Genomic DNA, 24898 nt, shown 5'->3' on the forward strand with positions numbered 1-24898 from the left:
GGCAATGACCGAGATCGCGGATTTCCACGCCTGGCCCGACGCGCAGGGGCGCTTCGGCGATTACGGCGGCATCTATGTGGCTGAGACGCTGATGGAACCGCTGGCGGAACTCACCGCGGCGTACGAGAAGCTGCGCCGGGATCCGGCCTTCATCGCGGAACTGGACCGCGACCTGAAGTATTACGTGGGCCGTCCCAGCCCCGTGTACCACGCCGAGCGCCTGTCGAAGCACCTGGGCGGCGCCCGCATCGTGCTCAAGCGCGAAGACCTGAACCATACGGGCGCGCACAAGATCAACAACACGGTAGGCCAGGCGCTGGTCGCCCGGCACATGGGCAAGACGCGCATCATTGCCGAGACCGGCGCGGGCCAGCACGGCGTGGCCAGCGCCACGGTCGCGGCACGCCTCGGCCTGAAGTGCGTGGTCTACATGGGCGCCGTGGACATCGAACGGCAGAAGATCAACGTGTACCGCATGCGCCTGCTCGGCGCGGAAGTGGTGCCGGTGACCTCGGGCTCGAAGACCCTGAAGGACGCGCTCAATGAAGCGATGCGCGACTGGGTCACCAACGTCGCGGACACCTTCTACATCATCGGCACCGTCGCCGGACCGCACCCGTACCCGCAGATGGTGCGCGACTTCAACGCCATCGTCGGCCGCGAGGCGCGCGAGCAGGTGCTCGAGCAGTTCGGCCGCCTGCCGGACGTGATCACGGCTTCCGTGGGTGGCGGTTCGAACGCCATCGGCCTGTTCCATGCCTTCCTCAACGATCGCGCCGTGCGCATCGTGGGCGCCGAAGCGGCAGGCGATGGCATCGAGACCGGCCGCCACGCCGCCTCGCTCACGGCGGGCAAGCCGGGCGTGCTGCACGGCAACCGTACCTATGTGCTGTCGGACGCGAACGGCCAGATCGTCGAGACGCATTCGGTGTCGGCCGGCCTGGATTACCCGGGCGTGGGCCCGGAGCACGCCTTCCTGAAGGACGCCGGCCGGGCCGAGTACGTCGGCATCACCGACGACGAGGCGCTCGAAGCCTTCCATCTGCTGGCGCGCACCGAGGGCATCCTCGCCGCGCTGGAATCGAGCCACGCCGTCGCCCAGGCGATCAAGCTGGCCCGCGAACTGCCAAAGGACGGACTGGTCCTCGCCAACCTTTCCGGGCGTGGCGACAAGGACGTGCACACGATTGCCGCGCGCGAAGGAATCGAACTCTGATGAGCCGCATCGACCGCCGCTTCGCGGCGCTGAAGTCCGCCGGCCGCACCGGCCTGGTCCCCTTCGTCACGGCTGGCGACCCGTCGCCCGACGGCATGGTGGCCTTGCTCCACGGCCTGGTCGCCGCCGGTGCCGACCTGATCGAGCTGGGCGTGCCGTTCTCTGACCCCATGGCCGATGGCCCGGTCATCCAGCACGCCAGCGAGCGTGCGATCGCCAAGGGCGTGGGCCTGGCCAATGTCCTGGCCTGGGTCGCCGCCTTCCGTGAAACCGACGCCGAAACCCCCATCGTCCTAATGGGCTACCTCAACCCAGTCGAAATGTACGGTTACGCGGCGTTCGCCGAAGATGCCGTCGAAGCGGGGGTGGATGGTGTCCTGATGGTCGATTGTCCGCTGGAGGAGTCGCACGTTCTCGAGCCGTTGCGCAAAGCGGGCCTCCAGCAGATCCTACTCGCCTCGCCGACCACCGCGGAGGCCCGTCTGGCGCGGCTTTGCGAGGCCGCATCGGGCTTCCTGTACTATGTATCGTTCGCCGGCATCACCGGCGCGGCCCAGTTGAGCACCGCCGACATCGCCGAACGCGTCGCCGGGATCCGCGCCCGGTCGAAGGCGCCGGTGGCCGTCGGCTTCGGCGTCCGTGACGCAGCGAGCGCCAGGGCGATCGGCGAATTCGCCGACGCCGTGGTCATCGGCAGCGCCCTGGTCGAGCGCCTCGCCGGAGCGACCTCGGCCGAGGATGCCGTCGACAGGGCACGGGATTTCCTTGCGCCGATCCGCGCCGCACTCGACGCGCGCTGAACGGCGGTTGGGGTAGTACAGAGACATTCGGAGAAACACGATGAACTGGCTGCAGAAAATCATGACGCCGAAGACCCGCGCGCCCGGCGCGGCCGGCGGCAAGGGCAAGGTACCCGAAGGCGTGTGGGAGAAGTGCGCCGGCTGCGGCACGGTGCTCTACAAGCCGGAGCTCGAGAAGTCGCTGATGGTCTGCCCGAAGTGCGGCCATCACCACGCCATTTCCGCGCGCGCACGCCTGCAGGCCTTCTTTGACCAAGGCAGCACCACCGAACTGTGGCCGAAGATGGAAGCGGTCGATGCGCTGAAGTTCAAGGACCAGAAGAAGTACAAGGACCGCGTCGCCGCCGCGCAGAAGAACACGGGGGAGAAGGACGCGCTGATCGCGATGTCCGGCCGCCTCCTCGATCGTCCCCTGGTCTCGGTCGCCTTCGAGTTCGCCTTCATGGGCGGTTCGATGGGTTCGGTGGTGGGGGAAAAGTTTGCCCGTGCCGCCGAGAAGGCCCTCGCCGAGAAGAGCGCCCTGGTGTGCTTCTCCGCCACCGGCGGCGCACGCATGCAGGAAGGCCTGTTCTCGCTGATGCAGATGGCGAAGACCTCGGCCGCGCTGGCGCGCATGCGCGATGCCGGCGTGCCGTACATTTCCGTGCTCACGCATCCCACCACGGGCGGCGTGTCGGCGAGCCTGGGCATGCTTGGCGACATCAACGTCGCGGAGCCGAAGGCCCTCATCGGCTTCGCCGGCCCGCGCGTCATCGAGCAGACGGTGCGTGAAACGCTGCCGGAAGGCTTCCAGCGTTCGGAATTCCTCGTCGACCACGGCGCCGTGGACGTGATCGTCGACCGCCGCGAAATGCGCGACAAGCTGGGTGCGATGCTGGGCCTGCTGCAAAAGGCCCCGCGCGCCGCGGCCTGACCTCCGTCCCGGCGAAAGCCGGGACCCAGACCTCAGTGATCCTGCCCCTCACGTCGCCCCTGCGAAGGCAGGGGCCCAGTGACTCCGGTAGCAATGTTCGAGTGTCTTACGGGCGCCTATATCGAATCACTGTGGCGGTCGACTTGTTTCCTGAGTGTCGGGTGTGGTGTCCATGAGCAGATACTCATAGTTGTCCGCATTTCGAACGGCTTTGCTGCGGTCTTGCGCAGCTAGTCGTTGAGCAGCATCCCAGCCGTAGACGTAGTCTGCAGTGCCTTCCATTCCATCTGCAAAATGCGACAGCTCGTGGATGATGGTTCCCACCCGTGAGGCTCTGTATCCGGTCTCGGGCAACGCGAAGAAAGAATCGCAAAAGTGGATTAGATAGCGGGTCGATGTCTCCGCCCAGGCAGGCGTTGTTTCTGGGTAACCAGGGCAGCCGCACTTTGGTATGAGGCGCTGATTCGGACCACCGACAAGCCGGTTCAACAAGGCATCGGAGACGCCGAGGATGTGCCCATTATCGCTACTCGCCCAGTCTGCATCCCCGTAGTTGGGGCCGGGACCGTGGTCCCCCATCCACCGGGAGTACTTAGTGTGAGGTTGGAACACGTATTTCCATGATCCATCTTCCTGTTTCACTCGCAGGTATCGTTGGCTCAAGAAGGTGCGAGCGTTCCAAATCGGGTCGAATGCCTTTCGCCAAGCATCAGCGACTACAGTTTTTCTGGAATCATCACAGTCTTCACCATCGAACACGGCGACCTTGGGTGCCGGACCGGAGACGTAGATGACCGTTTCATTTGACTCGGCGCTCTTCTGCGTATTTCGGTGAAAATTGTTGTATTCCTCCGGTGTAACTACATACCTGTCCGGTTCTCGATCAAGCGACAGGACGAACTTCACCGAAAACGCTCCGCCATTGCCGAAGTCGTACTCGTGTAGAAGATCGACGTCCTTTTCGATGCTTTCGCCCGGCTCCAATATGATGAATTGATCCGCGAGGATGCGGGCGGTATAGACCGACCGGCCGACATAACGGGCCAAGTCACCAGCACCATTTCTTACTTCGAATTGGGACTTAGGTAAGCGCCCCGCCGCCTGTGCGAAGGGGGTATCCCATTCATAGATGGATACCGGTTCATCTCCTTCATTACGGAGAGTCAGCTTGACGATCGTCGACCGTGTTTTGTCTGCGATATAGGGCGATACCAGCCTTGCAGTCAATTGTTGCTTTGCCGTTGCCGCGTATGGCATCCAGGTGCTCATGATACCGATGATGAGCGTGGCGCCTGCGTGCGCGTACTTCATAATCTTGCCTTCGATTTCTCTACCAGTTGGCGGCCGGACGTTAAAGCGTCGGGCTCATCGGCAACATGGAAGAAATCTGAGAAATCGAAGGCTGGATGAAATTTGTGACGGGTATCGCATTCAGCGTCTAAAGCACCACACGCTCCATCCACAGCGACAGCGTGCCGAGGCCGCCACCGATGGCGGTGGCGGCCAGCACATCGCTCGGATAGTGCAGGCCGAGCACCACACGCGAGGCGCCGATCAGCGCCGCGAAACCGACCAGGAACGGTGCCAGCACGGGGTAATGCGCCACCGCCACCACCGTGAACGACACCGCCTGTAGCGTGTGTCCCGATGGGAAGCTGAATTCGTCCAGCGGCGGTACGTGAGCGATCACGCCGGGGCAGGTGCGGAACGGGCGCGGGCGGCGCGTCCAGCGCTTCAGCACGCGGTAGAGCATGAGCGCGGTCAGTCCGGTGATCGCCATCTGTACAGCGACCGCCACGCCGTGCCAGCCGCCGACGATCGCGATGACCGTCATCAGCGAGTACCAGAAAACGCCATCGCCCAGGCGGCTGACGGCGCCGAAGAAGATGCCGATGGCGCGGCGTGCGCCCCAGCGGTTGGCGGCGACGCACATGCGCCGGTCGAGGTTCGCTCTACGCGGCGACGGCGGTGCTGCGTTCATCGGCGTTCTCCTCGGCAAGGGATTGCATGATCGATTCGAACTGCGCCACCACGGATTCAGGCGAGAGGCCCGCGACGGACGCGCGTGCCGCGGCACCCATGGCCGCGCGCAACGCGGGATCGGCACCGAGCGCCGCCGCGCGTTCCACCAGGCCGCCTTCGTTGCCAGGGGCCACGCGGATGCCGTTCTGCCCGTTGCGGATGAACTCGCGCGCGGCGGCCTCGGCGTACGCGACCACCGGGATGCCCGAGGCCATCGCTTCGAGCACCACGTTGCCGAAGGTCTCGGTGAGGCTCGGGAAGACGAAAAGATCGGCGCTGGCGTAATAGGCGGCCAACTCGTCGCCACGCCGCGTGCCGGCGAAGATCACATCTGGATGCGCCGCCTCGAGCGCCGCGCGGCCCGGGCCGTCGCCCACGATCACGCAACGGGCTTCGGGGACGCGGCGGGCGAGGGCGCGGTAGGCGTCGATCGCCACGTCAAGGTTCTTCTCGGGCGCCACGCGGCCGACGCACAGCACCACGGGCGCATCCGGTCCGACGCCCCAGGAGGCGCGCAGGCTGTCGTCGCGATGCTCTGGGTGGAAGCGCTGTGTGTCCACCGCGCGGCGCAGCACGCGCACGTCGTGCACGCCCAGGTCGTTGAGTTCGCCCGCTAGCTGGCCGGTGGGAACCAGCGTCGTCTGCGCGCGCCTGTGGAAGCGGGTGAGGTAGTGCCTCACGAGCGGCGTGAGCGCGCCGAAGCCGTAATGGCCCACGTAGAAGTCGAAGCGGGTATGGAACCCGGTGGCGACCGGGATGCCGAGACGGCGGGCGGCGCTGACGGCGCTCCAGCCCAGGGGGCCTTCCGTGGCCACATAGATGGCATCCGGCCGTTCGGCGCGCCAGCGGCGCTCGATGCGGAAGCGGGAGGGCAGGCCGAAACGCAGGCCCGCGTAGCGCGGTACCCCTGCGCCTTCGACGGCGAGCACGTCCATGCCCGCGTCCGCCAGCGGCGGGGTCGACGGATGGATCGGCCGGATGAGGTCGACGGCGTGGCCGCGGCGGATCATGCCGCGGGCTAGCGACTGGACGGTGAGGGCGACGCCGTTCACGTCCGGTGCGTAGGTCTCGGTCACGATGCCGACTCGCATGGCGGTGCCCCTCTGGCCTGGCTTGATGCATGGTCCCGCGGGGGCGTGTCGGGGCGGTTATGGTCATATGACCGCCAGATGACAGGAATCTCTGTGGGAGCCGGCTATGCCGGCGATCCCGCGGCAGCGGGCAAACTCGCCGCGAACACCCATCGCCGCTGAAGCGGCTCCCACACAAAGCCGGTAAAATGGGCGGCTTGTCCGCCCGATGAACACCACGATGACCGTCCGCACCCGATTCGCTCCCAGTCCCACCGGTTACCTGCACATCGGCGGCGCGCGCACCGCGCTGTACTGCTGGCTGGAAGCACGCCGGCGTGGAGGGCAATTCATCCTCCGCATCGAAGACACTGACCGCGAGCGTTCCACACAGGAAGCCGTGCAGGCCATCCTCGACGGCATGGCTTGGCTCGGCCTGGTCCACGACGAGGGTCCGTACTACCAGACCCAGCGCATGGACCGTTACCGCGAGGTAGCCGACCAGCTGTTGCGCGAGGGCAAGGCGTACTACGCCTACGAAACCAAGGAAGAGATCGAAGCGATGCGCAACGCCGCGATGGCCGCGGGCGTGAAGCCGCGCTACAACGGCTATTACCGCGACCGCAACGAGCCGTACCGCGACGACCCCAACCGCGTCATCCGCTTCAAGAATCCCGCCACGGGTTCGGTAGTGTTCGACGACAAGGTGAAGGGCCGCATCGAGTGGTCGAACGAGGAGCTCGACGATCTCGTGATCTTCCGTTCCGACGGCTTCCCCACCTACAACTTCGCGGTGGTGGTCGACGACATCGACATGGGCATCACCGAGGTGATCCGCGGCGACGACCACGTGAACAACACGCCGCGCCAGATCAATATCTACAAGGCGCTGGGCGCGCCGGTGCCCGAGTTCGCCCATCTGCCGATGATCCTCGGTCCGGACGGCCAGAAGCTGTCGAAGCGCCATGGCGCGGTGAGCGTGATGCAGTACCGCGACGACGGCTTCCTGCCGCACGCGCTGCTCAACTATCTCGTGCGCCTGGGCTGGTCGCATGGCGACCAGGAGATCTTCTCGCAGGAGGAGATGACGGCGCTATTCGACATCGCCGACGTCAACAAGGCGGCCTCGCGCTTCGACCTCACCAAGCTCTCCTGGCTCAACCAGCATTACCTGAAGACCGACGATCCGGCGACGCTGGGTCCCGAGCTCGCGTGGCACCTGGAGAAGATCGGCATCGATGCGTCGAAGGGCCCGAATCCCGCCGACGTCGTCGTGGCCCTGCGCGACCGCGTGCAGACCTTCAAGGAAATGGCCGAGCGCGCGAAGATCTGGTACGGACCCATCGTGGAATGGGACGAGAAGGCCATCGAGAAACACCTGCGCAACGACACCGCGCCGAAGGCCCTCGAAGTGGCGAAGACGGAGTTGGCGGCCCTGCCGGCGTGGACGCCGGAAGCCGTGCACGGCGCGGTGGAACGTGTGGCCGCGTCGCTGGAGCTGGGCATGGGCAAGGTGGCTGCGCCGTTGCGCGTGGCGATGACGGGCACTCAGGTGTCACCGTCGATCGAGCACACCATCTACCTGGCCGGCCGCGCCGGCGCCCTGGCGCGCATCGACGACGCCCTGGCGCGTACCGGCGGTGGATGAGCTGCTGGCGAAGGCGATGCAGGGCGTCGACCCGGCCGAGCCGGGCGCGTTCCTGCAGGTCTTCCTGAACCTCATGGGCCTCGTGCCCTGGGGTCAGTTGATCGTCTGGCAGGTAGTCTTCGTGGTGGTGGGGGCCTTGCTGGGCTGGTGGCGGGGGCGGTTGAAGGCTGGACTCATCGCTTCGCTGGTCCTGGGGCCGTTCGGCTGGATCGTGCCGTTTCTGCCCCGGCGGACACCGCCGCCGCTGCCGGCCGCGCGGAAGCTCGCTGGCGGGCGCCTCCCGCCACCCCTGCCAGGGTCGAAAAAGCGCTGAAAGGGCCTCATGTTAGGATGACGAGCATGAGGATATCGATGTGACCCACGCCGCCCACCGACACGCACACCAGCATCACGACGACGCCCACGGCTTCGTCGCCGCCGTCGAGCAGGCGTCGTCCGAGCGCGGCCTCCGGCTCACGCCGCTACGCCGCGAAGTGCTCGAACTGGTGGCCGGCGCGGGCAAGCCGGTGAAGGCGTACGACCTGCTCGACCGCCTGCGCGAGAAGCATGGCAACGCGGCGCCGCCCACGGTCTACCGGGCCCTCGACTTCCTGCTCGAGAACGGTTTCATCCATAAGCTGGAATCGATCAACGCGTACGTGTCCTGTCACCATCCGGATGAAGCGCATCAGGTGCCCTTCCTCATCTGCGATACCTGCCATTGCGCGCAGGAGGTGTGCGACGAACGCGTGGCCGAACTGATCGAGGCGCAGGCGAAAGCCTTTGGCTTCCGCCCGCAAGCTCAGACCCTCGAAGTACACGGCACCTGCAAGAACTGCCTGTAGGAGCGCGCCCTGCGCGCGACATGTTTTGAGGCCGTGACCTGGAGCTGGCGCGCCAGGTTGGGTACAGGGGCGAAAAACTGTCGCGCGCGGTGCGCGCTCCTACACCGCCGTCAGAAGTACGCGCGCAGGCCCACCGATATGTTCCGGCCCGGCAGTGGTGCCACGTCCTTGAACAGCGACGTAGCGGGCCGCGCCGTCTGGTTGGTCAGGTTGTTGCCATCGACGAACGCTTCCCACTGACTACGGTCCTCGTTGACGAACGTCCATGCGAAGTGCGCATTGACCAAGGTGTAGCCTGCCGTGTCGGTCTCGAACGAGGCCACCTTGTCCTGCTTCATGTAGCGCACCGCGCCCAGGCTCGCGCGCAGCCCGTCGCCTTTCCAGCTCAGCGTGGAACCGATACGGCCGGCGGGAATGCGCGGCACGTTGCCGCCGCCGTCGGAGAGCGTGGCACGCACGGTATCGCCGAACACCCGCAGATCCCAGTCGCCCGAACGGCCTTTCGCCAGGTGGAAGGTGGCTTCCGCCTCGGCGCCGCGGAACGTCGCATCGTTCTGCGACCAGATGCGGACGGGCAGGTCGTCCTCGAATTCGCCGGTGTCGGCGAGGTAAATGAAGTTCTTGTACTTGTTGTAGTACACGGCGACCTTGCCCTCGACGACGTCGCCGTGGAAGTGCAGGCCGAGTTCCGCCTGGTTCGACTTTTCCTTCTGCAGGTCGCTGCCGATCTCGAAGGTGTTCGACGCTTCATGCGGACCGTTGGCGAACAGTTCTTCTTCGGAAGGCGCGCGCTCGGCGTGATCGAGGTTGAGCGACAGGTGCCACCGCTCCGCGAAGCGCCACGCGGCGCCGGCGGAGAAACTGTTGGGGGCGAAGTCGCGCTTCGGGCCGTTGTCGGGGTCCACGCTCTGCTTGTCGTGACGCGCACCGAGTTCGAGCTTCACCGGACCGAACTCTCGCTGTTCGGTAAGGAATACGCCCACGCCGCTGGTGGTCGTGGCGGGCACGAAGGTCTCTTCGCCCACGGCCGAGAACTGACGATGCTGGGTCTGCACGCCGAAGGCGCCATCCCATCCGGCGAGCGGTTCGTGGGTGACCACGAGGCGGCCCTGGTTGCTGTTCGTGGCGAAGGTGGTGCCGGGCACGTCGCCGGTGAATTCGACGTGCTGGTACGCGCCGTGGCCCAGGCTGAACTCGATCTTGTCGATGCCGTCGAGGGGCTTCACCAGACCGCCCTTCAACGTGTAATTGGTCTGCGCCATCTTGATGTGCACCGGGTCCTCGCCTTCGGCGGGATCGCCCGGTTCGGCGGGACTGCCGTAGAGATCGAGGAAACGCGACACCGACAGGCCCAGGTAGCCCCAGGTGCCGAGCAGGGACGCGCCGACCGAGCCGGAACTCGTCTTCACGGCGCTGTTCGCCAGCGTGCCGCCGGGAATGTCGTAATCCTCGTTGTCGCGATGCATGCCGTCGACGTGGATGGCGAAGCGGTCGTTACCGGCGTCGACACGGAGCAGCCCGGTCTTGCCGTCCGACACGGAATCGTGGCGCATCTCGGCACGGCCTGTGAACCCGTTGTCCGGGGCTTTCTCGGGCACGCGGCCGTCGACCACGTTCACCACGCCTCCGATGGCGCCGGAACCGTAGAGCAGGGTGGCTGGGCCCTTGAGTACCTCGATCTGGTCGGCGAGGAACGGCTCGAGCGTGACGGCGTGGTCCTGGCTCACGTTGGACACGTCCTGCGAGGAGAGGCCGTTCTCCAGCACCGCCACCCGCGGGCCGTCGAGGCCGCGGATCACGGGGCGGCCCACGGCTGTACCGAGTGCCGAGCTCTGCACCCCCGGAATGGAGGAGACGGTCTCGCCCAGGGAGACGCCTTTGGCGTCGTCCAGCTCCGAACCGGCAAGCACTGCCACGGGGGCCACGATCTGGTCGGCGTTCTGGCCCAGCGGCACGGCGTTCACCACGATGGCGTCCAGCTTTTCGGCGCTCTTGCGGCTTTTGCCCGGGGCTTCCTGCGGAAGATCGTCTGCCTGGGCCGGCTGGATGGCGCCGAAGCTGGCGGCGAGGGCCAGGGCGATGAGGGTTCTGCGCATCGGGTGAAGCTCCGTGTTGGATTTTGCTATGTTATAAAGTATCATCACTTGCCTCGACCCGTGCAAATAGTCACGCTATGTCCTCCATGACCGACCCCGCCGCCGATCCGGAAGCACCTCGCCGCTGGTGGCATGCCGCCGACCGCCTGGGTGCGACGGCGTCGTTTCTTTGCGCCATCCATTGCGCGGCGCTGCCCTTCGTCATCGCGCTCCTGCCGCTCATGGGGCTGTCCTTCCTTGCCGATCACCGCTTCGAAGCGGGTTTCGTCGCCTTCGCCTCGATGCTCGCCTCGGTGGCCCTCGTATCCGGGTTCCGCCGGCACCGCCGGCGCCTGCCGCTGCTGCTCGCCATCCCCGGCCTCGTGCTGCTGATGCTGGGCGTCACGCTCCTGCACGGCCACACGCCGGTCATGCATAGCGTGCTGGTGACTTGCGGCGGCCTGCTCGTCGCTTCGGCGCACTTCGTCAACCTGCGTGCCGATCGCGGCGAGCATGCGGGCCATATCCATGGCCCGTCCTGCGCGCATCCGTGATTGTGTAACCGCGTCGCCATTCCCTAGCCTTCGTCCCATGGCACACGACCACGCGCACGATCACGACCACAGCCACGCGCCTGCGAGCAGCGAAGGCAAGCTCCTGTTCGCCTTCGTCCTGACCCTGCTGATGCTGGTGCTGGAGGCGGCCGGCGGCATCGTGTCAGGTTCGCTGGCCCTCCTCGCCGACGCGGGCCACATGCTGGTCGACGCGCTCGCGCTGCTCCTGGCCTTCCTCGGCGCGCGCTTCGCGGCGCGGCCGGCCGATGCGCGGCGAACCTACGGCTATGGACGCATCGAGGTACTCGCGGGTTTCGTCAACGCGCTGACCCAGTTCGCCCTGGTCGGTTTCATCGTGTACGAGGCGGTGCAGCGCCTGTTCTCGCCGCAACCGATCCTCTCCGGCGTGATGCTGGTTGTGGCCGCGCTCGGCCTCGTCGCCAACGTGGTGGTGCTGCGCACGCTGCATGGTCACGACCCGGAAGACGTCAACGTGGCTGGCGCGAGCCTGCACGTGCTGGGCGACCTGCTCGGCTCGGTGGCCGCGGTGCTGGCGGCCCTGGCGGTGCGCTGGCTGGGCTGGAACTGGGCGGATCCGGTGCTGTCGATCGTCGTCTCGCTTTTGATCCTGCGCAGCGCCTGGTCGCTGGTCCGGCGCTCGGGACACATCCTCCTCGAAGGTACGCCTGAAGGCGTGGACCTTGCCGACGTGCAGCGCCAGTTGCACACCGCCGATGCCGGCATCGTGGACATCCACCACGTGCACGTCTGGCAGGTGACCGCGGGCTCGCGCATGGCCACGCTGCATGCGGAACTGGCTCCCGGCGCGGCCCAGGCCGACCAGGCCCGCGTGCTTGCCGCGATCAAGCGTATGCTCCGCGAGCGCTGGCGGGTGAACCACGCCACCGTCCAGTTCGATCCCGGCCCCTGCCCGGACGAGCGGGAAAAATGCGGGGAACGCGAGCGCCGCGTACACTGAACGGGTCCACTTGCGCTTTACGCGGCCGCTGATACGATGGCCGGCCGTTCCCCTCCATCATTACGAATCAAGGAGTTTCCCATGGGCAAGGGCGACCGCCGCACCCGTCGCGGCAAGATCTACCGTTCCAGCTACGGCAATGCCCGTCCGCACGTCGACGTCGTCACCGGCGCCGCCGTCGCGAAGCCGGCCACCGCAAAGCCTGCCGCCAAGAAGGCCGCACCGCGCAAGAAGGCGTAAGTCTTCCCCGGGGCAGGACGACCCCCGATTCGTGGACCGACCAGGATGTCGGACAGCTTGAGCAAGGCATCGAGGCCTGGATCCGGTACGCCACCGGATCCAGGCCTTTCAGTTTGCGTCCGCGGTGCTGGCAGGCCCCGATCGGCAGACATCCGCCTTCGCCGGGAATCGCTGCACGCACCACGCCACCCACTTGCGGGTGTTCTGCTCCCGCTGGGTTTTCAACAGGTGGCCATTCTGGGGGCCCATGCTGAATCCGGTGAGCTCCTTGAGCACGAACTCGAGCCCGTCGTGTACGTACCAGGGCTTGTACTGGCGATCGACAAAGCCGGGCCGACGGACCCAAAGGGATTGCTCGGGAAGGCGGCGGCCGTCGCCGAGGTGGGCGATGAGGTAGGGCACGCCGGCGCTGCCGAGATCGAGCATCCGCTCGAAGGCGTGGGATTCGCTTGCCGCGTCCTTCGCGACGTCTTTGACCAGCCGGTCCACGGTGGCTTTCATGTCGTCCGGCGGGGGCGAAGCGAATGTCGTGGTCGTCGTGAGGAGGGTTCCCAACCAGAACGCCGATCGCTGCATGGACGACTCCTTGTTGAACCTCAGCGGACGAAGGGATAGGGCGCGAGGAAGATCAGCCAGATGCCCACGACGATGCCGATGTACTTCAGTACGCGGAACAGCTTCGGATTGGCCTTCTTGAAACGGCGGGTACGCTCGCGGCCGCGCTGGTTGAGCGCGAACATGCGATTGACGAAGCCGACCTGTTCCTTGCCGTCGTCGCTATTGGGCGACGCGGTGATCGAACCCATGAACGCGCCCACCCGCTTGTTGATCGCCGTCATCAGGCCGCTCTTCAGCGGGCGCTCGACGTCGGCGAACAGGATCACGCGGGTCTGGTTTGTACGGTTTTCGGCCCAGTGCACATAGGTTTCGTCGAAGACCACGTCCTTGCCGTCGCGCCACGCGTGCATTTCGCCGTCGACGAAGATGCGGCAGTCGTCGGAGTTCGGGGTGATGAGGCCCAGGTGGTAGCGCAGCGATCCGGCGAACGGATCGCGGTGCGGATTGAGCTTGCTGCCGGGTGGAAGCAGGGCGAACATCGCGGCCTTCACGCTGGGAATGGCGTTCAGCAGCTTCACCGTTTCCGGGCACAGGGCCTCGGCGGACGCGAGCGGCTCGCCGTACCACTTCAGGTAGAAGCGCTTCCAGCCCTGCTTGAAGAAGGAATTGAACGAGGCGTCGTTGTGCTTCTCGGCGGAGCGGATGAAACCTTCGTCGAAGAGGTGCAGCGCTTCCTCGCGGATGACCTGCCAGTTGGCCTGGAGCAGATCGAGCTGGGGGAAGCCGCTGCGGTCGAGGATCGGACGGGCAGGGACCGCCGAGAAGGCGTACATCAGCAGGTTGTACGGCGCGAAGATCGCCGAATGATCGACCAACTGGCGGTCGAAGCGCAGGCGCGAGCGGCCGCGCAGGTGTACCAGCAGCACGCACAGCGTGAACAGGATCAGCACGTACAGGACGATGAAGCGTGGCCCGAGGAAATTCATGCGTTGGACTCGAGGGGAGCGGGCGATACATACGGCCGCGCGCGGCCCGTATCAACGCGCATAGGATACTCCGGGCTCAGTGTCCGAGCACGTGCGCGGCCCCGCCGCCTGGCCGCCAGGCACGCTGGAAAGCCTTGTTCACCCAGGCAAGGGCCATGCGCACGGCGGCGCGTGGCGGTCGTCCGCGGGCCAGTTCGGCGGCCACCGCCGAGGCTAGCGTGCAGCCGCTGCCGTGGCCTTCGAACGGTAGCCGGGGATGGCGGATCTCGACGACGCCCTCGGCGTCGTAGTAACGGTCCACCACCTCACGCCCCTTCGCGTGGCCGCCTTTCAGCAGGACACCTCCGGCGCCGAGGGCGAGCAGGTCGGCGCCGGCCGCATCGACATCGCGGCCCAGGGGCCGGCCCAGCAGGGCTTCGGCTTCCGGAATGTTGGGCGTGACCAGGTCGGCCAACGGGATGAGCCGGGTCACCAGCGCTTCCATCGCGTCCTCGTCCAGCAGCCGCGCACCGCTGGTGGCGATCATGACCGGATCGACCACCAGCCAGGCGGGCTTGCGCCGTTGCATTTCACTGGCGACGAGACGCGTGACGGCCGAACTTCCGAGCATGCCGGTCTTCACCGCGGCAATCGGGAAGTCGTCGAACACGGTCTCGATCTGGCTACGGATATGGGCGAGCGGCAAGGTATGCACCGCGGTGACGCCGCGCGTGTTCTGCGAGGTGACGGCGGTGATGGCGGTGAGTCCGTGCGTGCCCCGTGCGTGGAAGGTCTTCAGGTCGGCCTGGATGCCTGCGCCGCCACCCGAGTCGGAGCCGGCGATGGTGAGGGTGTTGGGTTTGCCTTTGCGCATGTGCGGAGGATAGTCGGTCCTCGCGCGGAAGGCGCTGGGTTCCTACCTTCGCAGGAAAGCGCGGGCTTCCTGCCCGCGCTCCTGTTCCGGTTTACAACGCTTCGGAGGCGAAGTCCGCCAGCCTCGAGCGTTCGCCGCGCTTCAGCGTGATGTGGCCGGAGTGGGCCCACATCTTGAAACGGTCCACGGCGTAGGTGAGGCCCGAGGTGGTTTCCGTGAGGTAAGGCGTATCGATCTGCTCCACGTTGCCCAGGCAGACGATCTTCGTGCCGGGGCCCGCGCGGGTGATCAGGGTTTTCATCTGCTTTGGGGTGAGGTTCTGCGCCTCGTCGATGATGAGGTAGCGGCTGAGGAAGGTACGGCCGCGCATGAAGTTGAGCGAGCGGATCTTCACCCGCGAGGCGAGCAGGTCGTTCGTGGCCTGGCGGCCCCACGAACCGCCTTCCTCCGGATTCGCCAGCACTTCGAGGTTGTCGGTCAGCGCGCCCATCCACGGCGTCATCTTTTCTTCTTCCGTGCCCGGCAGGAAGCCGATGTCCTCGCCTACGGAAACGGTGGCGCGGGTCATGATGATCTCGCGGTAGCGCTGCTGGTCCATCACCTGGGCCAGGCCCGCGGCGAGTGCCAGCAAGGTCTTGCCCGTGCCCGCGGTGCCCAGCAGGGTGACGAAATCCACGTCCGGATCCATCAGCAGGTTGAGCGCGAAGTTCTGTTCGCGGTTGCGCGCCGCGATGCCCCAGACGCCGTGCGCCGCGTGAGTATGGTCGTCGAGCAGCACGAGCTTCGCCTTGCGCGCGTCTTCGTCCCCGGTGATCTCGAGTACGCGCAGTTCGACATCGTTCTCGCCCGGCATGTAGAGGCACTGGTTGGCATACCAGAGTTCGTCCTCGCGCACGTTCACTTCGTAGAAGGTGCGGCCGCGCTCGTTCCAGGAGCGCAGTTCCGGGTGCCGGCTCCAGAAGTCTTCCGGGAGTTCGTCGGAGCCCGTGAAGAGCAGGGCGAAATCGTCCAGCGCACGGTCGTTCTCGTAGTCCTCGGCGGTGATGCCGTAGATCGTCGCCTTGATCCGGAGGTTGATGTCCTTGGTGACGAGAATCACCGGCCTGTCGGGGAACTGGTCCCTGAGGTCGATGACCGAAGCGAGGATCTGGTTGTCGGCCTTGCCGTTGCCGTTCCCCGCGCGTTGCTGGAAGAACAGGCGGCCTACCGCGCCGCGCTTGAGATTGACGCCTTGCGGGTTGGTGAGCTCCAGGCCATCGCGGATGCCGTGGCCGTTGCCGCGTTCGATCAGTTCGTTGAGGAACCGGCTTACCTGGCGGCCATTGCGCGAGACTTCCGATCCGCCTTTCTTCTTCTCGTCCAGTTCCTCCAGCACCGTCATTGGAATGAAGACATCATGTTCCTCGAAGCGGAACAGAGCGGTCGGGTCGTGCAGCAGCACATTGGTGTCGAGGGCGTAGATGCGCTTGCTTCCGGTCATGCGGAAGTGACCTCATGCGGAGGTTGCGGATGCCGGCCGCACGGCGACGGCCGGAGGGGAAAGCCGCGTGTCGCGGTATCCGTCACGCGGGGGGAACACTCTCTAACACGGCCTGCGCGTGGCCAGGGATCTTGATGCCGCGCCATTCCGCGGCCAGACGGCCGCCGGGATCGATCAGGAACGTGCTGCGGACCACGCCCATGTAGCGCTTTCCGTAGAGCACCTTTTCGTGGATGACGTCGAATGCCTTGCACCAGGTTTCGTCGGCGTCGGAAACGAGCGGGAAGGGGAGTTCATGCTTGGCCGCGAAATTCGCGTGCGAGCGCACCGAATCGCGCGACACGCCGATGACCTCGGCATTGCGGGCGCGGAATGCCTTGTAGAGATCGCGGAAATCCTTCGCTTCGTTGGTGCAACCGGGAGTGTTGTCCTTGGGGTAGAAGAACACGACGACCCACTGGCCCTGCAGCGAAGGCAGGGACAGCGTGGTGCCATCGCCCAGGGTGCCTTCGAGTTTCGGTAGCTTCTTGCCCTTGCCGGTCATGCGTACGTCTGCTGCTCCTCGTGAGTCAGAATTTCACCGGGTCCATGATGGCGTCGAGGTTGAGGCCATCGCACAGTTCGAGGAAGTCGTCGCGCAGGGCGGCGATGTGCGTTTCCGCGGGGATGCCGATCGTGATCTGCGCCTGGAACATCTCGGCGCCGGTCTGCATCGCCTGGTAACGCATGGAAGACAGCTGCTCCACGCTGATGTCGCGGCGGGAGAAGAACTCGATGATCTTCACGAGGATGCCGGGCCGGTCGGCGGCGATCACTTCCACCAGGTAAGGCAGGAGGTGGGTCGTCGGTTCGCGCGGCGTGGTGCGGTAGTGGACGATCTGGATCTCTTCGTCGCGACCGAGCTTGCCGAGCGAGGTTTCCAGCTTGGCCACGGCATCCCACGCGCCGACGGCGAGCAGCATCACGGAGGTGTCGTTGCCGATCGTCGAGACGCGGGCGTCGGCGAGGTTGCAACCCGAGTCGGCGATGCGCTTGGCCAGCGCGAGGATCGGCGCCCGGTGCGCCGGCGACAGCGTCGAAATGAGGAGCTGGTTGTCGGTGGTGCCGTTGCGTGTTGCGGAACGATTCAAGGCGGGTTTACCCATGGCGCGTCCGGCGGGGCGCGGAACCAACGCTTTGGGGCAGCTTACTTGGCCCCGTCGCACGCAAGCAAGACACCCCCGAATGGACGCGCCGGAACGGCCCCGGTAACATGCGAAGGGCTGATGACACAACGGGTTTCACCTTGGATATCTCAGGAAGCATCACCGCGCTGGCGACGCCCTTCGCCGACGACGGTTCCCTCGACCTGGCGGCCTTCGGGCGGCTGCTCGACCAGCAGCTGGCGGGTGGCACGCAGGCGGTCGTCGTGGCCGGTTCCACGGGTGAATCGCATTTCCTCGCGCACGATGAATACGAGCGCCTGCTGGCTTTCGCGGTGAAGCACGTGGCGGGGCGCATTCCCGTCATCGCCGGTACCGGCGAGGCTGGCACCGCGCAAACCATCGCCGCCACCCGCCGTGCGAAAGGCCTGGGCGCCGATGCCGCGCTGGTGGTGGCGCCGTTTTACGTGCGGCCCACGCAGGAAGGCCTGCGCCGGCATTTCCTCGCCGTGGCGGACGAGGGCGGCCTGCCCGTGATCCTCTACAACGTTCCCCCGCGCACCGGCTGCGACATCGCCCCGGAAACCGTGGCGGCGGTCCGTGACCATCCGGCGATCATCGGCATCAAGGAGGCCCGCGGCGACGCCGAGCGCATCCGCGCCATCGCGGAACTTATCCGTGCGGATTTCGTCTACCTGAGCGGCGACGACGGCTCGGCCCACGAGGCCATGCTGGCGGGCGCCGCGGGGACCATCTCCGTCGTGGCCAACCTCGTGCCCGAGGCCTTCCGCGCCCTCTGCGACGCCGCCCGCGCTGGCGACGCCGGGCGGACCGCGGCGGCCGCGGCACGGCTGGCACCGCTGGTAGAGGCCCTGAACTGCGCGCCGAACCCCATCCCGGTCAAGGCCGGCCTGGCGGCGCTGGGGCTCGGTTCGGCCGCGCCCCGGCTGCCTCTGGTGGAGCTCGGGCCCGGTCCGGCACTGGCCCGGTTGCGCGAAACACTCGCGGCTCTGGCACCATTGGCGTCTGCCGCCTGAAGCAACTTCCCAACGGAACCCAAAGTTCATGAAGAAAACCTCGTACGCGCTGGTCGTCCCGGCACTGCTCCTCTCCGCCCTGGTCGTTTCCGGTTGCGGCGCGTTCCGCTCCAAGAAGGATTGGGAAAAGGCCCAGCAGGAAGCTCCGCTCGAGATCCCGCCCGGCCTCGATACGCCCTCGACCAGCGCCGCCCTGGTGATTCCGGATGTGGGCGCCGGTGCACCGGGTGCCTCCAGCCAGGTCTCCGCGCCGGTGTCGGACGGCTTCGTCCTTGCCGACGATGTCGATGCCGCCTACCGCCGCATCGGCGAACTGCTCAGCGTGGGAGACCTGGGCAAGGTCACCTCGCACGACGATGCCACCCACAGCTACCAGATCGCGGTGAACCGCGGTAAGCCGGAAGGCCGTCCGGGCTTCTTCCGCCGCATGTTCGGCGCGGGCAAGAATGCCGACCAGGACGCCAAGGACGCACCGGCCTCGGCCTCGGGCAGCACGCAGGGCGTCGTGCTCAGCGTCACCGCGAGCGGCAGCGGCAGCGAAGTCCGCGCTCAGGGCGATGCCGATGGCGTCCGTCGCGTCATCGACGCGCTGAAGTCGCGCATGGGCAGCAAGTAGACAGCGCACCCGCGCTTCCCGAAAAAACGCCGCCTCCGGGCGGCGTTTTTTTTGCGTGTCCGGAAACGTGCGGGGTACGCCTACGACCGAGGGCTTATGGCCGCATGAGCGGCCTCCATCAATACTGGAGACAAGCAATACCGACACAAGGAGGCGTCGGATGGATATCGTGCTTGCCCGTCAGCTGCGCGCGTTTGGCGCATGCGTCGCGATCGCTTTTCTCGCCGGCTGCGCCGATTGGGCGCAGCACCCGCGCGAAGGCGTGCCGGTCGGTGTCGCGCAGCCGGGCATCGGCGCACGGGCTGCGGATCCCGGAGCCATCCCTTTCGAGATGGATCCGCGCCAGATCAAGGTGGCGCCTCGCCAGATTACCGTCCACGGAGGAGTGGGCGAGGACATCGCCCGCCGCCTCCAGTCCCGGTACGACGAAACGATCCCAAACTGCAACCATCATCAGCCCGCGGTCCTGTGTTCGGGCATCCTCATGCGCGTGTCGTCGCGGGGTCCGGGGTTTCATATCTGGAATCCGAACCCCACGGCGCCGATCAAGCAGGGCGTGGCATTTTCCTGGCTGCGCAAGGACAACGCCTTCGACAACCCGGTCTTCGGCAAGGGTAGCGGATTTATTTTCATGCCTCGTTTCCTTGCCGACGAGGTGGGCGGCTTCCGTCAGCTGAACGTACTGTGCGTCTTTCCTTACGACGGATGGACGTGGGGACGGACAGGCGGCAGAAATGACGGCTGCGACCGCTATGGCAGCGACGCCAACAGCCAGCCGTGCCAGGCGCAAGGCATCACCTCGAGCCAGCAATGGGTGGCGAAGTTCGGGTGGCAACCGGAAGGCTATGTGCAATGCGCGTTCGACATCAGGCCGGGGACCGCCGATGCCTACCGCGCTTTCGAAGCGCAGATGGCGATCCGTCAGGGCGCGCCGAATGCCTTTGCCGGGCATAACGAATTCATGGTGAGCGCGTGGCCGCAGAACGACCCGATCGTGCCGCTTGAAGCCTTCTTCTACATCAATGGCTCGGCGGGGCGCAGCGAGGCCATGGCCAACCAGGTGGATTTCTTCGACGCGGTGGGCCGTTGGGTGCCGGTCATACAGCTGACGATGCCCAGGGGGCCGAACGGTGCGGCGTCATTCCGCTACCTCAAGGAAGACCAGCCGATCCAGTAGGCCGTGCGTGAGCCACGGCCGGCTATCCGGAAATATCGAGACAGGGAGGTTTCGGCATGAACGCAGGGATCATTCGTGGGATGCGCTCGCTGGGCATGGCCATTATGGTGGCCCTGGTCGCCGCATGTGCGGAAATGGGGCTGCGACACGACTCGGTGGCATCCGCCAACGCAATGGCGTGGCAGCAGCCAGCCGGAATCGGTGTGGCGGCCGACACGCCGGGGCCTACGGTCGCCAGGCACCTACAGGAGCGCTACGCCGAAACTTTTGTGAGTTGCACCAGGTACGCGGGCGATCCCGATCCGCTTCCGGCGCTGCTGTGCTCGGGAATACTCATGCGCGCCAGCAAGCGCGGCCCGGGATTCGATATCTGGAACCCTAACCCGCACTCGTCCACACCCAACGGCGTACCGTTCACGTGGCTAAGGCAAGATGCGAAATTCGACAGGCTCGTGTTCGGGTACACCAGCGGCTTCATCATCCTGCCTTATTTCTATGCCGACAGCCCGTCGGACGGTTACACGCAATTGACGGTGCTGTGCGTGTTTCCGTTCGATGGAGCGACCAATGCCAGGACAGGGGACAACAGGGACGGCTGCGGCGCCGTTCCGGGTGTCGCCGGGACAGGACCATGCCAGGCGCAGGGAATCAACACGGCGGCGCAATGGATTGCCCGGTTCGGTAACGGAGGCATGTACGGGAACCAATGCGGTTTTCGGCTGTTGCCGCAAACACCGAATGCCTGGCAGGCATTCCAGGCTCATTGGCAGGTTCGTCAGACGCTGTCTGCCTGGTTTCACGTACACAACGAAATCATGCTGGGAACGTGGGCGCAGGGCGACACGAGGATTCCGCTGGAGGCGTTCTTCTATACCAACGGCAATGCGGCCGGCTTGGGTGAGGCGAAGCTAAACCAGGTGGACTTCAAGGCGCGGACGGGGCGCTGGGTGCCGGTAATCCGGATCGATCTTCCCGCTACGCCGGCTGGCTCCGCGGGATTTTCGTTCAACGAGGCCGAGCAAGGCATTCCGCAGTAGCGGCGCCTTCGTGCCCGCTCGCGAGTCCGCAGATCATTAAGGCGTTCAGCGCTCGAGCAGGTCCAGCTTGCCCGGCTTGTTTTCCCAGTCCTTGGCATCGGGCAGGCCGTCCTTGCGCTCGGTGATGACCGGCCAAGCCTTGGAAAGCTCGGCATTGAGCGCGACGAAGGCTTCCTGCCCCCCGGGAACGTCGTCCTCGGGGTAGATGGCGTTGATCGGGCACTCCGGCTCGCACAAGGTGCAGTCGATGCACTCGTCCGGATTGATCACCAGGAAGTTCGGGCCTTCGTGGAAGGCGTCGACGGGACAGACCTCGACGCAGTCCGTGTACTTGCACTTGATGCAGTTGTCGGTGACGACAAAGGTCATGCGAACGGTTCGGCGCCGGAAGGAAAGTGGCGCTCCCTACGAGGTTCGAACTCGTGTTCCCGCCTTGAGAGGGCGGTGTCCTGGACCACTAGACGAAGGGAGCGGGTCGTACCGGAAGTACGAAGCGCGCTAGTATAGCCTAATTCGGCGAGCCGGCAATGGGTTTCCCGGCCGCTCGTCGAATGGGGCCGAATTCGTTACATTTGGCCCATTCATCCCCACCGGCAGACGGTTGGGGGAAGCCATTTGATTGGGCGCCGGGGCGTCCGCCAGGATTTCGACCGCTTGAATCCCGATACCAGGAGTGACGTTCCGCCGGTCATGCGCATCATCCCGCGCGAACAGCACTCCATCTCCCGCAAGAACATCAGCAAGGCCGCGTTGCGCGTGCTTTATCGCCTGCACGACGCGGGCTTTGCCGCGTACCTCGTCGGCGGCGCGGTGCGTGACCTGCTGCTGGGCGGACACCCGAAGGATTTCGACGTCGCGACCAACGCCACGCCGGACGAGGTGAAGGGGCTGTTCCGCAACTGCCGCCTGATCGGCCGACGGTTCCGCCTTGCCCACGTGGTCTTCGGCCCGGAGATCATCGAGGTGGCCACCTTCCGCGGCACCGGCGAGGAGGGCGGCGACGGCGACCGCCATATCGTCGACGGCCGGATCGTGCGCGACAACATCTGGGGGACGATCGAGGAAGACGCCGTCCGCCGCGACTTCCGCGTCAACGCGCTCTATTACGACATCGCCGACTTCAGCGTGCGCGACTATGTCGGCGGCATGCGCGATCTCGAAGACCGCACCATGCGGCTCATCGGCGACGCGGAGCAGCGCTACCGCGAGGACCCGGTGCGCATGCTGCGCGCCGCCCGCCTGGCCGCGAAACTCGGTTTCACCATCGACCGGGAGGCCGCCGAGCCCTTCGCCACGCTCGGTCACCTCCTCGGCGAGGCCTCGCCGGCCCGTCTGTTCGACGAGTCGCTGAAGCTGTTCCTCGCCGGCCATGGCCTCAAGAGCTTCAAGATGCTCGAAGCCTGCGGCCTCCTGAAATTCCTCTTCCCGGCGACGGCCCGCGCCCTCGAGCGCGGCGATCACGCGCTCCGCGCGCTGGTCGAGCAGGGCCTGGCGAACACCGATGCCCGCATCGCCGAGGGCAAGTCGGTCACGCCGGCCTTCCTCTATGCCGTCCTGCTCTGGGGCGAAGTGCGCGACCAGGCCCAGGGCTGGATCGCCCAGGGCTACGACGACAACGAGGCATGGCAGCGCGCCGCGGTGCACGTCGTGGGCGAGCAATGCCAGCGCGTGGCCATCCCGCGCCGCTTCACCTTCACCATGGAAGAAATCTGGGCATTGCAGCCGCGCTTCGAGCAGATCCACCGCAAGCGCGTGTTCCGCCTGATGTCGCACCCGCGCTTCCGTGCCGCCTTCGACTTCCTGCTGCTGCGCGCGCATGAATCGCCGCGCATGCGCGAACTCGGCGAGTGGTGGGCGCATGCCCAGCAACTTCCGCCGGAAATGCTGGCGGCGGCGCTCGGGGGCGGTGGGGTGCCCCCGCACGAACCGTCGGCCGCGCGTGGCGCTCCGGTGCGGAAGCGCCGCCGGCGCAAGCCGGTGGGGCGCGGCAAGGGCGAACCGGGCGGCGCGTGAACGCGCGTGCCTTCATCGGCCTGGGCGGCAATCTCGGTGATGCGCGGCGGACTCTGGAGTCCGCCATCGCGCGTCTGGCCGCCCATCCGGAGATCGACCTTGCCGCGCGTTCGCGCTTCTATCGCACGCCGCCCTGGGGCCTCGTCGACCAGCCGGATTTCGTGAACGCGGCGATCGCGGTCGATACCTCGCTCAGCCCTCACGCCTTGCTCGACGTGCTGCTGGCAACCGAGCAGGCCTTCGGACGCGTGCGCGACGGCGAACGCTGGGGGCCGCGCACCCTGGACCTCGACCTGCTCGCCTACGGCGACGCGATCGTCCACGACGAACGCCTCGAGCTACCGCATCCGCGCATGGCGCAGCGCGCCTTCGTACTGCTGCCGCTCTCCGACATCGATCCCGCCTACGCGATTCCGGGTCAGGGCACGGTCGCGAATTTGCTGGAAACGCTTGATACGCTGGGTTGCGAAGCTCTTTCCTAGCGCTTCGGCGAGGGCGTAGCATCGATCCGTGCCAGGAAGGCACATCAGGAACCGCTCATGGACGAGCCAGGAAAGACTATTTTCGTGCAGATTCCCGCCTACCGGGATCCCGAACTGCTGCCCACCCTCGTCGACCTCGTCGACCGTGCCACGTATCCCGATCGCCTGCATGTCAGCGTGTGCTGGCAACACGACGAGGGGGATTCGCCCGACAGTTTCGCCGCAGCGGGCTTCGACACGATCAGCAGCATCGTCAACGGGCGGCTCCACCATCGGCTCGCACGCCGCGGTGCCTGCCTGCGGATCTTCGACTATTCGATGAACGAATCGCGCGGCTGCGGGTGGGCGAGGGCGATCGCCCAGCAGGGCTTCGACGGAGAGGACTACACGCTGCAACTCGATTCGCACCATCGTTTCGCGCAAGGCTGGGACGAGCAGCTGACCGGCATGCTGGAGCGGATCCGCGGCGAGCGATACCCGCGTCCCGTGCTCGTGGCGCACCCGCCAGCGTACGAGCCCGGGCAGCCGGTGCCGGTGCGGTGCGAGGAGGGCTACCAGATCGATTTCGTGGCGTTCGGCGGTCCGGGCGTGGTGCGCACGCGATCGACGCCGATCGACTCTCCCGCGGGTCGCGTGGCGCCGGTACGGGCCAGGTTCTTCAGCGGCGGGTTCGCCTTCGCCGATGGGCGCTTCGTCCGCGACGTACCTGCCGATCCGGATCATTACTTCAATACCGAGGAGATCACCCTCGCCGTGCGCGCGTACACGCACGGCTACGATCTCTTCCATCCGCCCCGGCACGTGCTCTGGCACTACTACGGCCGCCACGGCGTGCCCAAGGTCTGGGAGGACCAGGCGAAGGCCCTGGCTCGTGGCGAGACCACGCTGGACGGCGCCCAGCTCGGCATGCGGGCGATGGCCGCGGCGGAGGCGGCCTTCGGCATGCATGGGGCGCCCGAACCGGTGACCTGGCTGGGACCGCGGCGCAGCCTCGAGGATTACGAGCGCTACGCGGGGCTCTGCTTCGCCCTGCGCGCGGCTACCCCGGAGGCCTTCGCACGCATCGCTCCCTCCGACGAGGACCTGGCTCTGGAACGGTGCGCCTGGGAAGCCAGGCTGAAGCCTGCGCCCTGGCTTCCTTGAGATACCTCGCCGGTAGGCGGACAATTCCCGTTT

27 protein-coding genes and 1 tRNA gene are annotated in these 24898 nt (G+C 66.3%); 16 read left to right on the plus strand and 12 right to left on the minus strand.

Translation table 11 applies throughout. From position 1 onward, the window contains the following. Positions 1–4: 4 nt before the first annotated feature. Genes trpB through accD form a run of 3 tightly spaced genes read left to right on the plus strand, consistent with a single transcriptional unit; the run spans position 5 to position 2929 of the window. Positions 5–1216, plus strand: coding sequence for a tryptophan synthase subunit beta (trpB, locus tag ACR9ZH_RS02995; RefSeq protein WP_481289283.1), 1212 nt, complete (start codon positions 5–7; stop codon positions 1214–1216). Beyond that, complete coding sequence (gene trpA / locus ACR9ZH_RS03000; RefSeq protein ID WP_481289284.1) at positions 1216–2016, plus strand: tryptophan synthase subunit alpha; 801 nt, start codon at positions 1216–1218, stop codon at positions 2014–2016. The genes trpB and trpA overlap by 1 nt, the downstream gene beginning before the upstream one ends. Positions 2017–2056: 40 nt before the next feature. After that, entirely contained in the window at positions 2057–2929 is an 873-nt protein-coding gene (gene accD / locus ACR9ZH_RS03005) for an acetyl-CoA carboxylase, carboxyltransferase subunit beta (protein ID WP_481289285.1), read from the plus strand. A 126-nt stretch (positions 2930–3055) separates the two neighbouring features. Here the strand turns inward: accD and ACR9ZH_RS03010 are convergent, their stop codons facing one another. From ACR9ZH_RS03010 to ACR9ZH_RS03020, 3 genes are all read right to left on the minus strand, one after another. Next, complete coding sequence (locus ACR9ZH_RS03010) at positions 3056–4240, minus strand: M35 family metallo-endopeptidase (protein ID WP_481289286.1); 1185 nt, start codon at positions 4238–4240, stop codon at positions 3056–3058. A gap of 127 nt (positions 4241–4367) precedes the next feature. Further along, positions 4368–4910, minus strand: coding sequence for a phosphatase PAP2 family protein (locus tag ACR9ZH_RS03015; RefSeq protein ID WP_481289287.1), 543 nt, complete (start codon positions 4908–4910; stop codon positions 4368–4370). After that, complete coding sequence (locus ACR9ZH_RS03020; RefSeq protein WP_481289288.1) at positions 4882–6042, minus strand: glycosyltransferase family 4 protein; 1161 nt, start codon at positions 6040–6042, stop codon at positions 4882–4884. The genes ACR9ZH_RS03015 and ACR9ZH_RS03020 overlap by 29 nt, the downstream gene beginning before the upstream one ends. A 220-nt stretch (positions 6043–6262) precedes the next feature. On the opposite strand from ACR9ZH_RS03020, the gene gltX reads away from it, so the two are divergent. The 3 genes from gltX to ACR9ZH_RS03035 are packed head-to-tail and all read left to right on the plus strand — an operon-like array spanning position 6263 to position 8493. Beyond that, the gene (gltX, locus tag ACR9ZH_RS03025; protein WP_481289289.1) at positions 6263–7669 is read left to right on the plus strand and encodes a glutamate--tRNA ligase; all 1407 of its coding nucleotides are present in this window, start codon (positions 6263–6265) and stop codon (positions 7667–7669) included. Beyond that, positions 7662–7982 (plus strand): hypothetical protein, encoded by a 321-nt coding sequence (locus ACR9ZH_RS03030; RefSeq protein ID WP_481289290.1) that lies wholly within the window; start codon positions 7662–7664, stop codon positions 7980–7982. Before gltX ends, ACR9ZH_RS03030 begins: the two co-directional genes overlap by 8 nt. A gap of 40 nt (positions 7983–8022) precedes the next feature. After that, positions 8023–8493, plus strand: coding sequence for a transcriptional repressor (locus tag ACR9ZH_RS03035; protein ID WP_481289291.1), 471 nt, complete (start codon positions 8023–8025; stop codon positions 8491–8493). A gap of 110 nt (positions 8494–8603) precedes the next feature. Here ACR9ZH_RS03035 and ACR9ZH_RS03040 read toward each other — a convergent pair whose 3' ends face one another. Continuing rightward, positions 8604–10589, minus strand: coding sequence for a TonB-dependent receptor (locus tag ACR9ZH_RS03040; RefSeq protein WP_481289292.1), 1986 nt, complete (start codon positions 10587–10589; stop codon positions 8604–8606). An 86-nt stretch (positions 10590–10675) separates the two neighbouring features. Here ACR9ZH_RS03040 and ACR9ZH_RS03045 point away from each other — a divergent pair, with 86 nt between their 5' ends. The 3 genes from ACR9ZH_RS03045 (at position 10676) to ACR9ZH_RS03055 (ending at position 12341) form a co-directional block, all read left to right on the plus strand. Continuing rightward, positions 10676–11122 carry a MerC domain-containing protein gene (locus ACR9ZH_RS03045; RefSeq protein ID WP_481289293.1) on the plus strand — a complete coding sequence of 149 codons (447 nt, stop codon included), beginning with the start codon at positions 10676–10678 and terminating at the stop codon, positions 11120–11122. A gap of 37 nt (positions 11123–11159) precedes the next feature. Continuing rightward, positions 11160–12101 carry a cation diffusion facilitator family transporter gene (locus ACR9ZH_RS03050; RefSeq protein WP_481289294.1) on the plus strand — a complete coding sequence of 314 codons (942 nt, stop codon included), beginning with the start codon at positions 11160–11162 and terminating at the stop codon, positions 12099–12101. Positions 12102–12182: 81 nt separating this feature from the next. After that, positions 12183–12341 carry a 30S ribosomal protein THX gene (locus tag ACR9ZH_RS03055; protein ID WP_481289295.1) on the plus strand — a complete coding sequence of 53 codons (159 nt, stop codon included), beginning with the start codon at positions 12183–12185 and terminating at the stop codon, positions 12339–12341. A gap of 108 nt (positions 12342–12449) precedes the next feature. Here ACR9ZH_RS03055 and ACR9ZH_RS03060 read toward each other — a convergent pair whose 3' ends face one another. The 6 genes from ACR9ZH_RS03060 to ACR9ZH_RS03085 form a co-directional block, all read right to left on the minus strand. Further along, positions 12450–12917: a hypothetical protein gene (locus ACR9ZH_RS03060; RefSeq protein WP_481289296.1), complete on the minus strand. Its 468-nt coding sequence runs from the start codon at positions 12915–12917 to the stop codon at positions 12450–12452. Positions 12918–12937: 20 nt separating this feature from the next. Then, positions 12938–13861, minus strand: a complete 924-nt coding sequence (locus tag ACR9ZH_RS03065) for an aspartyl/asparaginyl beta-hydroxylase domain-containing protein (protein WP_481289382.1) — start codon at positions 13859–13861, stop codon at positions 12938–12940. A 100-nt stretch (positions 13862–13961) separates the two neighbouring features. Continuing rightward, a complete protein-coding gene (thiD, locus tag ACR9ZH_RS03070; protein ID WP_481289297.1) occupies positions 13962–14738 on the minus strand; it encodes a bifunctional hydroxymethylpyrimidine kinase/phosphomethylpyrimidine kinase in 777 nt (258 codons plus the stop codon). Between the two features lie 91 nt (positions 14739–14829). Then, positions 14830–16218 (minus strand): PhoH family protein, encoded by a 1389-nt coding sequence (locus ACR9ZH_RS03075; RefSeq protein WP_481289298.1) that lies wholly within the window; start codon positions 16216–16218, stop codon positions 14830–14832. A gap of 82 nt (positions 16219–16300) precedes the next feature. Then, on the minus strand, positions 16301–16762 hold the full coding sequence (locus tag ACR9ZH_RS03080) for a peroxiredoxin (protein ID WP_481289299.1): 462 nt from the start codon (positions 16760–16762) through the stop codon (positions 16301–16303). A gap of 25 nt (positions 16763–16787) precedes the next feature. After that, positions 16788–17363: a glycine cleavage system transcriptional repressor gene (locus ACR9ZH_RS03085; RefSeq protein WP_481289300.1), complete on the minus strand. Its 576-nt coding sequence runs from the start codon at positions 17361–17363 to the stop codon at positions 16788–16790. A 140-nt stretch (positions 17364–17503) separates the two neighbouring features. On the opposite strand from ACR9ZH_RS03085, the gene dapA reads away from it, so the two are divergent. The 4 genes from dapA to ACR9ZH_RS03105 all read left to right on the plus strand — a co-directional run bounded on the left by dapA (position 17504) and on the right by ACR9ZH_RS03105 (position 21227). After that, positions 17504–18397 (plus strand): 4-hydroxy-tetrahydrodipicolinate synthase, encoded by an 894-nt coding sequence (dapA, locus tag ACR9ZH_RS03090; protein ID WP_481289301.1) that lies wholly within the window; start codon positions 17504–17506, stop codon positions 18395–18397. A 28-nt stretch (positions 18398–18425) separates the two neighbouring features. After that, the gene (locus ACR9ZH_RS03095) at positions 18426–19013 is read left to right on the plus strand and encodes a hypothetical protein (protein ID WP_481289302.1); all 588 of its coding nucleotides are present in this window, start codon (positions 18426–18428) and stop codon (positions 19011–19013) included. Positions 19014–19173: 160 nt separating this feature from the next. Next, positions 19174–20190: a hypothetical protein gene (locus tag ACR9ZH_RS03100; protein WP_481289303.1), complete on the plus strand. Its 1017-nt coding sequence runs from the start codon at positions 19174–19176 to the stop codon at positions 20188–20190. A 56-nt stretch (positions 20191–20246) separates the two neighbouring features. Beyond that, positions 20247–21227 carry a hypothetical protein gene (locus ACR9ZH_RS03105; protein WP_481289304.1) on the plus strand — a complete coding sequence of 327 codons (981 nt, stop codon included), beginning with the start codon at positions 20247–20249 and terminating at the stop codon, positions 21225–21227. Between the two features lie 45 nt (positions 21228–21272). Here ACR9ZH_RS03105 and fdxA read toward each other — a convergent pair whose 3' ends face one another. Beyond that, on the minus strand, positions 21273–21596 hold the full coding sequence (gene fdxA / locus ACR9ZH_RS03110) for a ferredoxin FdxA (RefSeq protein ID WP_481289305.1): 324 nt from the start codon (positions 21594–21596) through the stop codon (positions 21273–21275). A gap of 27 nt (positions 21597–21623) precedes the next feature. Further along, a tRNA-Glu gene (locus ACR9ZH_RS03115) sits at positions 21624–21699 on the minus strand. A gap of 146 nt (positions 21700–21845) precedes the next feature. Here ACR9ZH_RS03115 and pcnB point away from each other — a divergent pair. From pcnB to ACR9ZH_RS03130, 3 genes are read left to right on the plus strand one after another with little or no spacing between them, the layout of a single operon-like run. Continuing rightward, the gene (gene pcnB / locus ACR9ZH_RS03120) at positions 21846–23240 is read left to right on the plus strand and encodes a polynucleotide adenylyltransferase PcnB (protein WP_481289383.1); all 1395 of its coding nucleotides are present in this window, start codon (positions 21846–21848) and stop codon (positions 23238–23240) included. Further along, positions 23237–23722 (plus strand): 2-amino-4-hydroxy-6-hydroxymethyldihydropteridine diphosphokinase, encoded by a 486-nt coding sequence (gene folK, locus ACR9ZH_RS03125; protein WP_481289306.1) that lies wholly within the window; start codon positions 23237–23239, stop codon positions 23720–23722. The genes pcnB and folK overlap by 4 nt, the downstream gene beginning before the upstream one ends. 57 nt (positions 23723–23779) lie before the next feature. Further along, entirely contained in the window at positions 23780–24865 is a 1086-nt protein-coding gene (locus ACR9ZH_RS03130) for a GlcNAc-transferase family protein (protein ID WP_481289307.1), read from the plus strand. Positions 24866–24898 lie beyond the last annotated feature (33 nt).

The sequence above is a fragment of the Luteibacter sp. SVR4-7G genome (assembly GCF_056755555.1).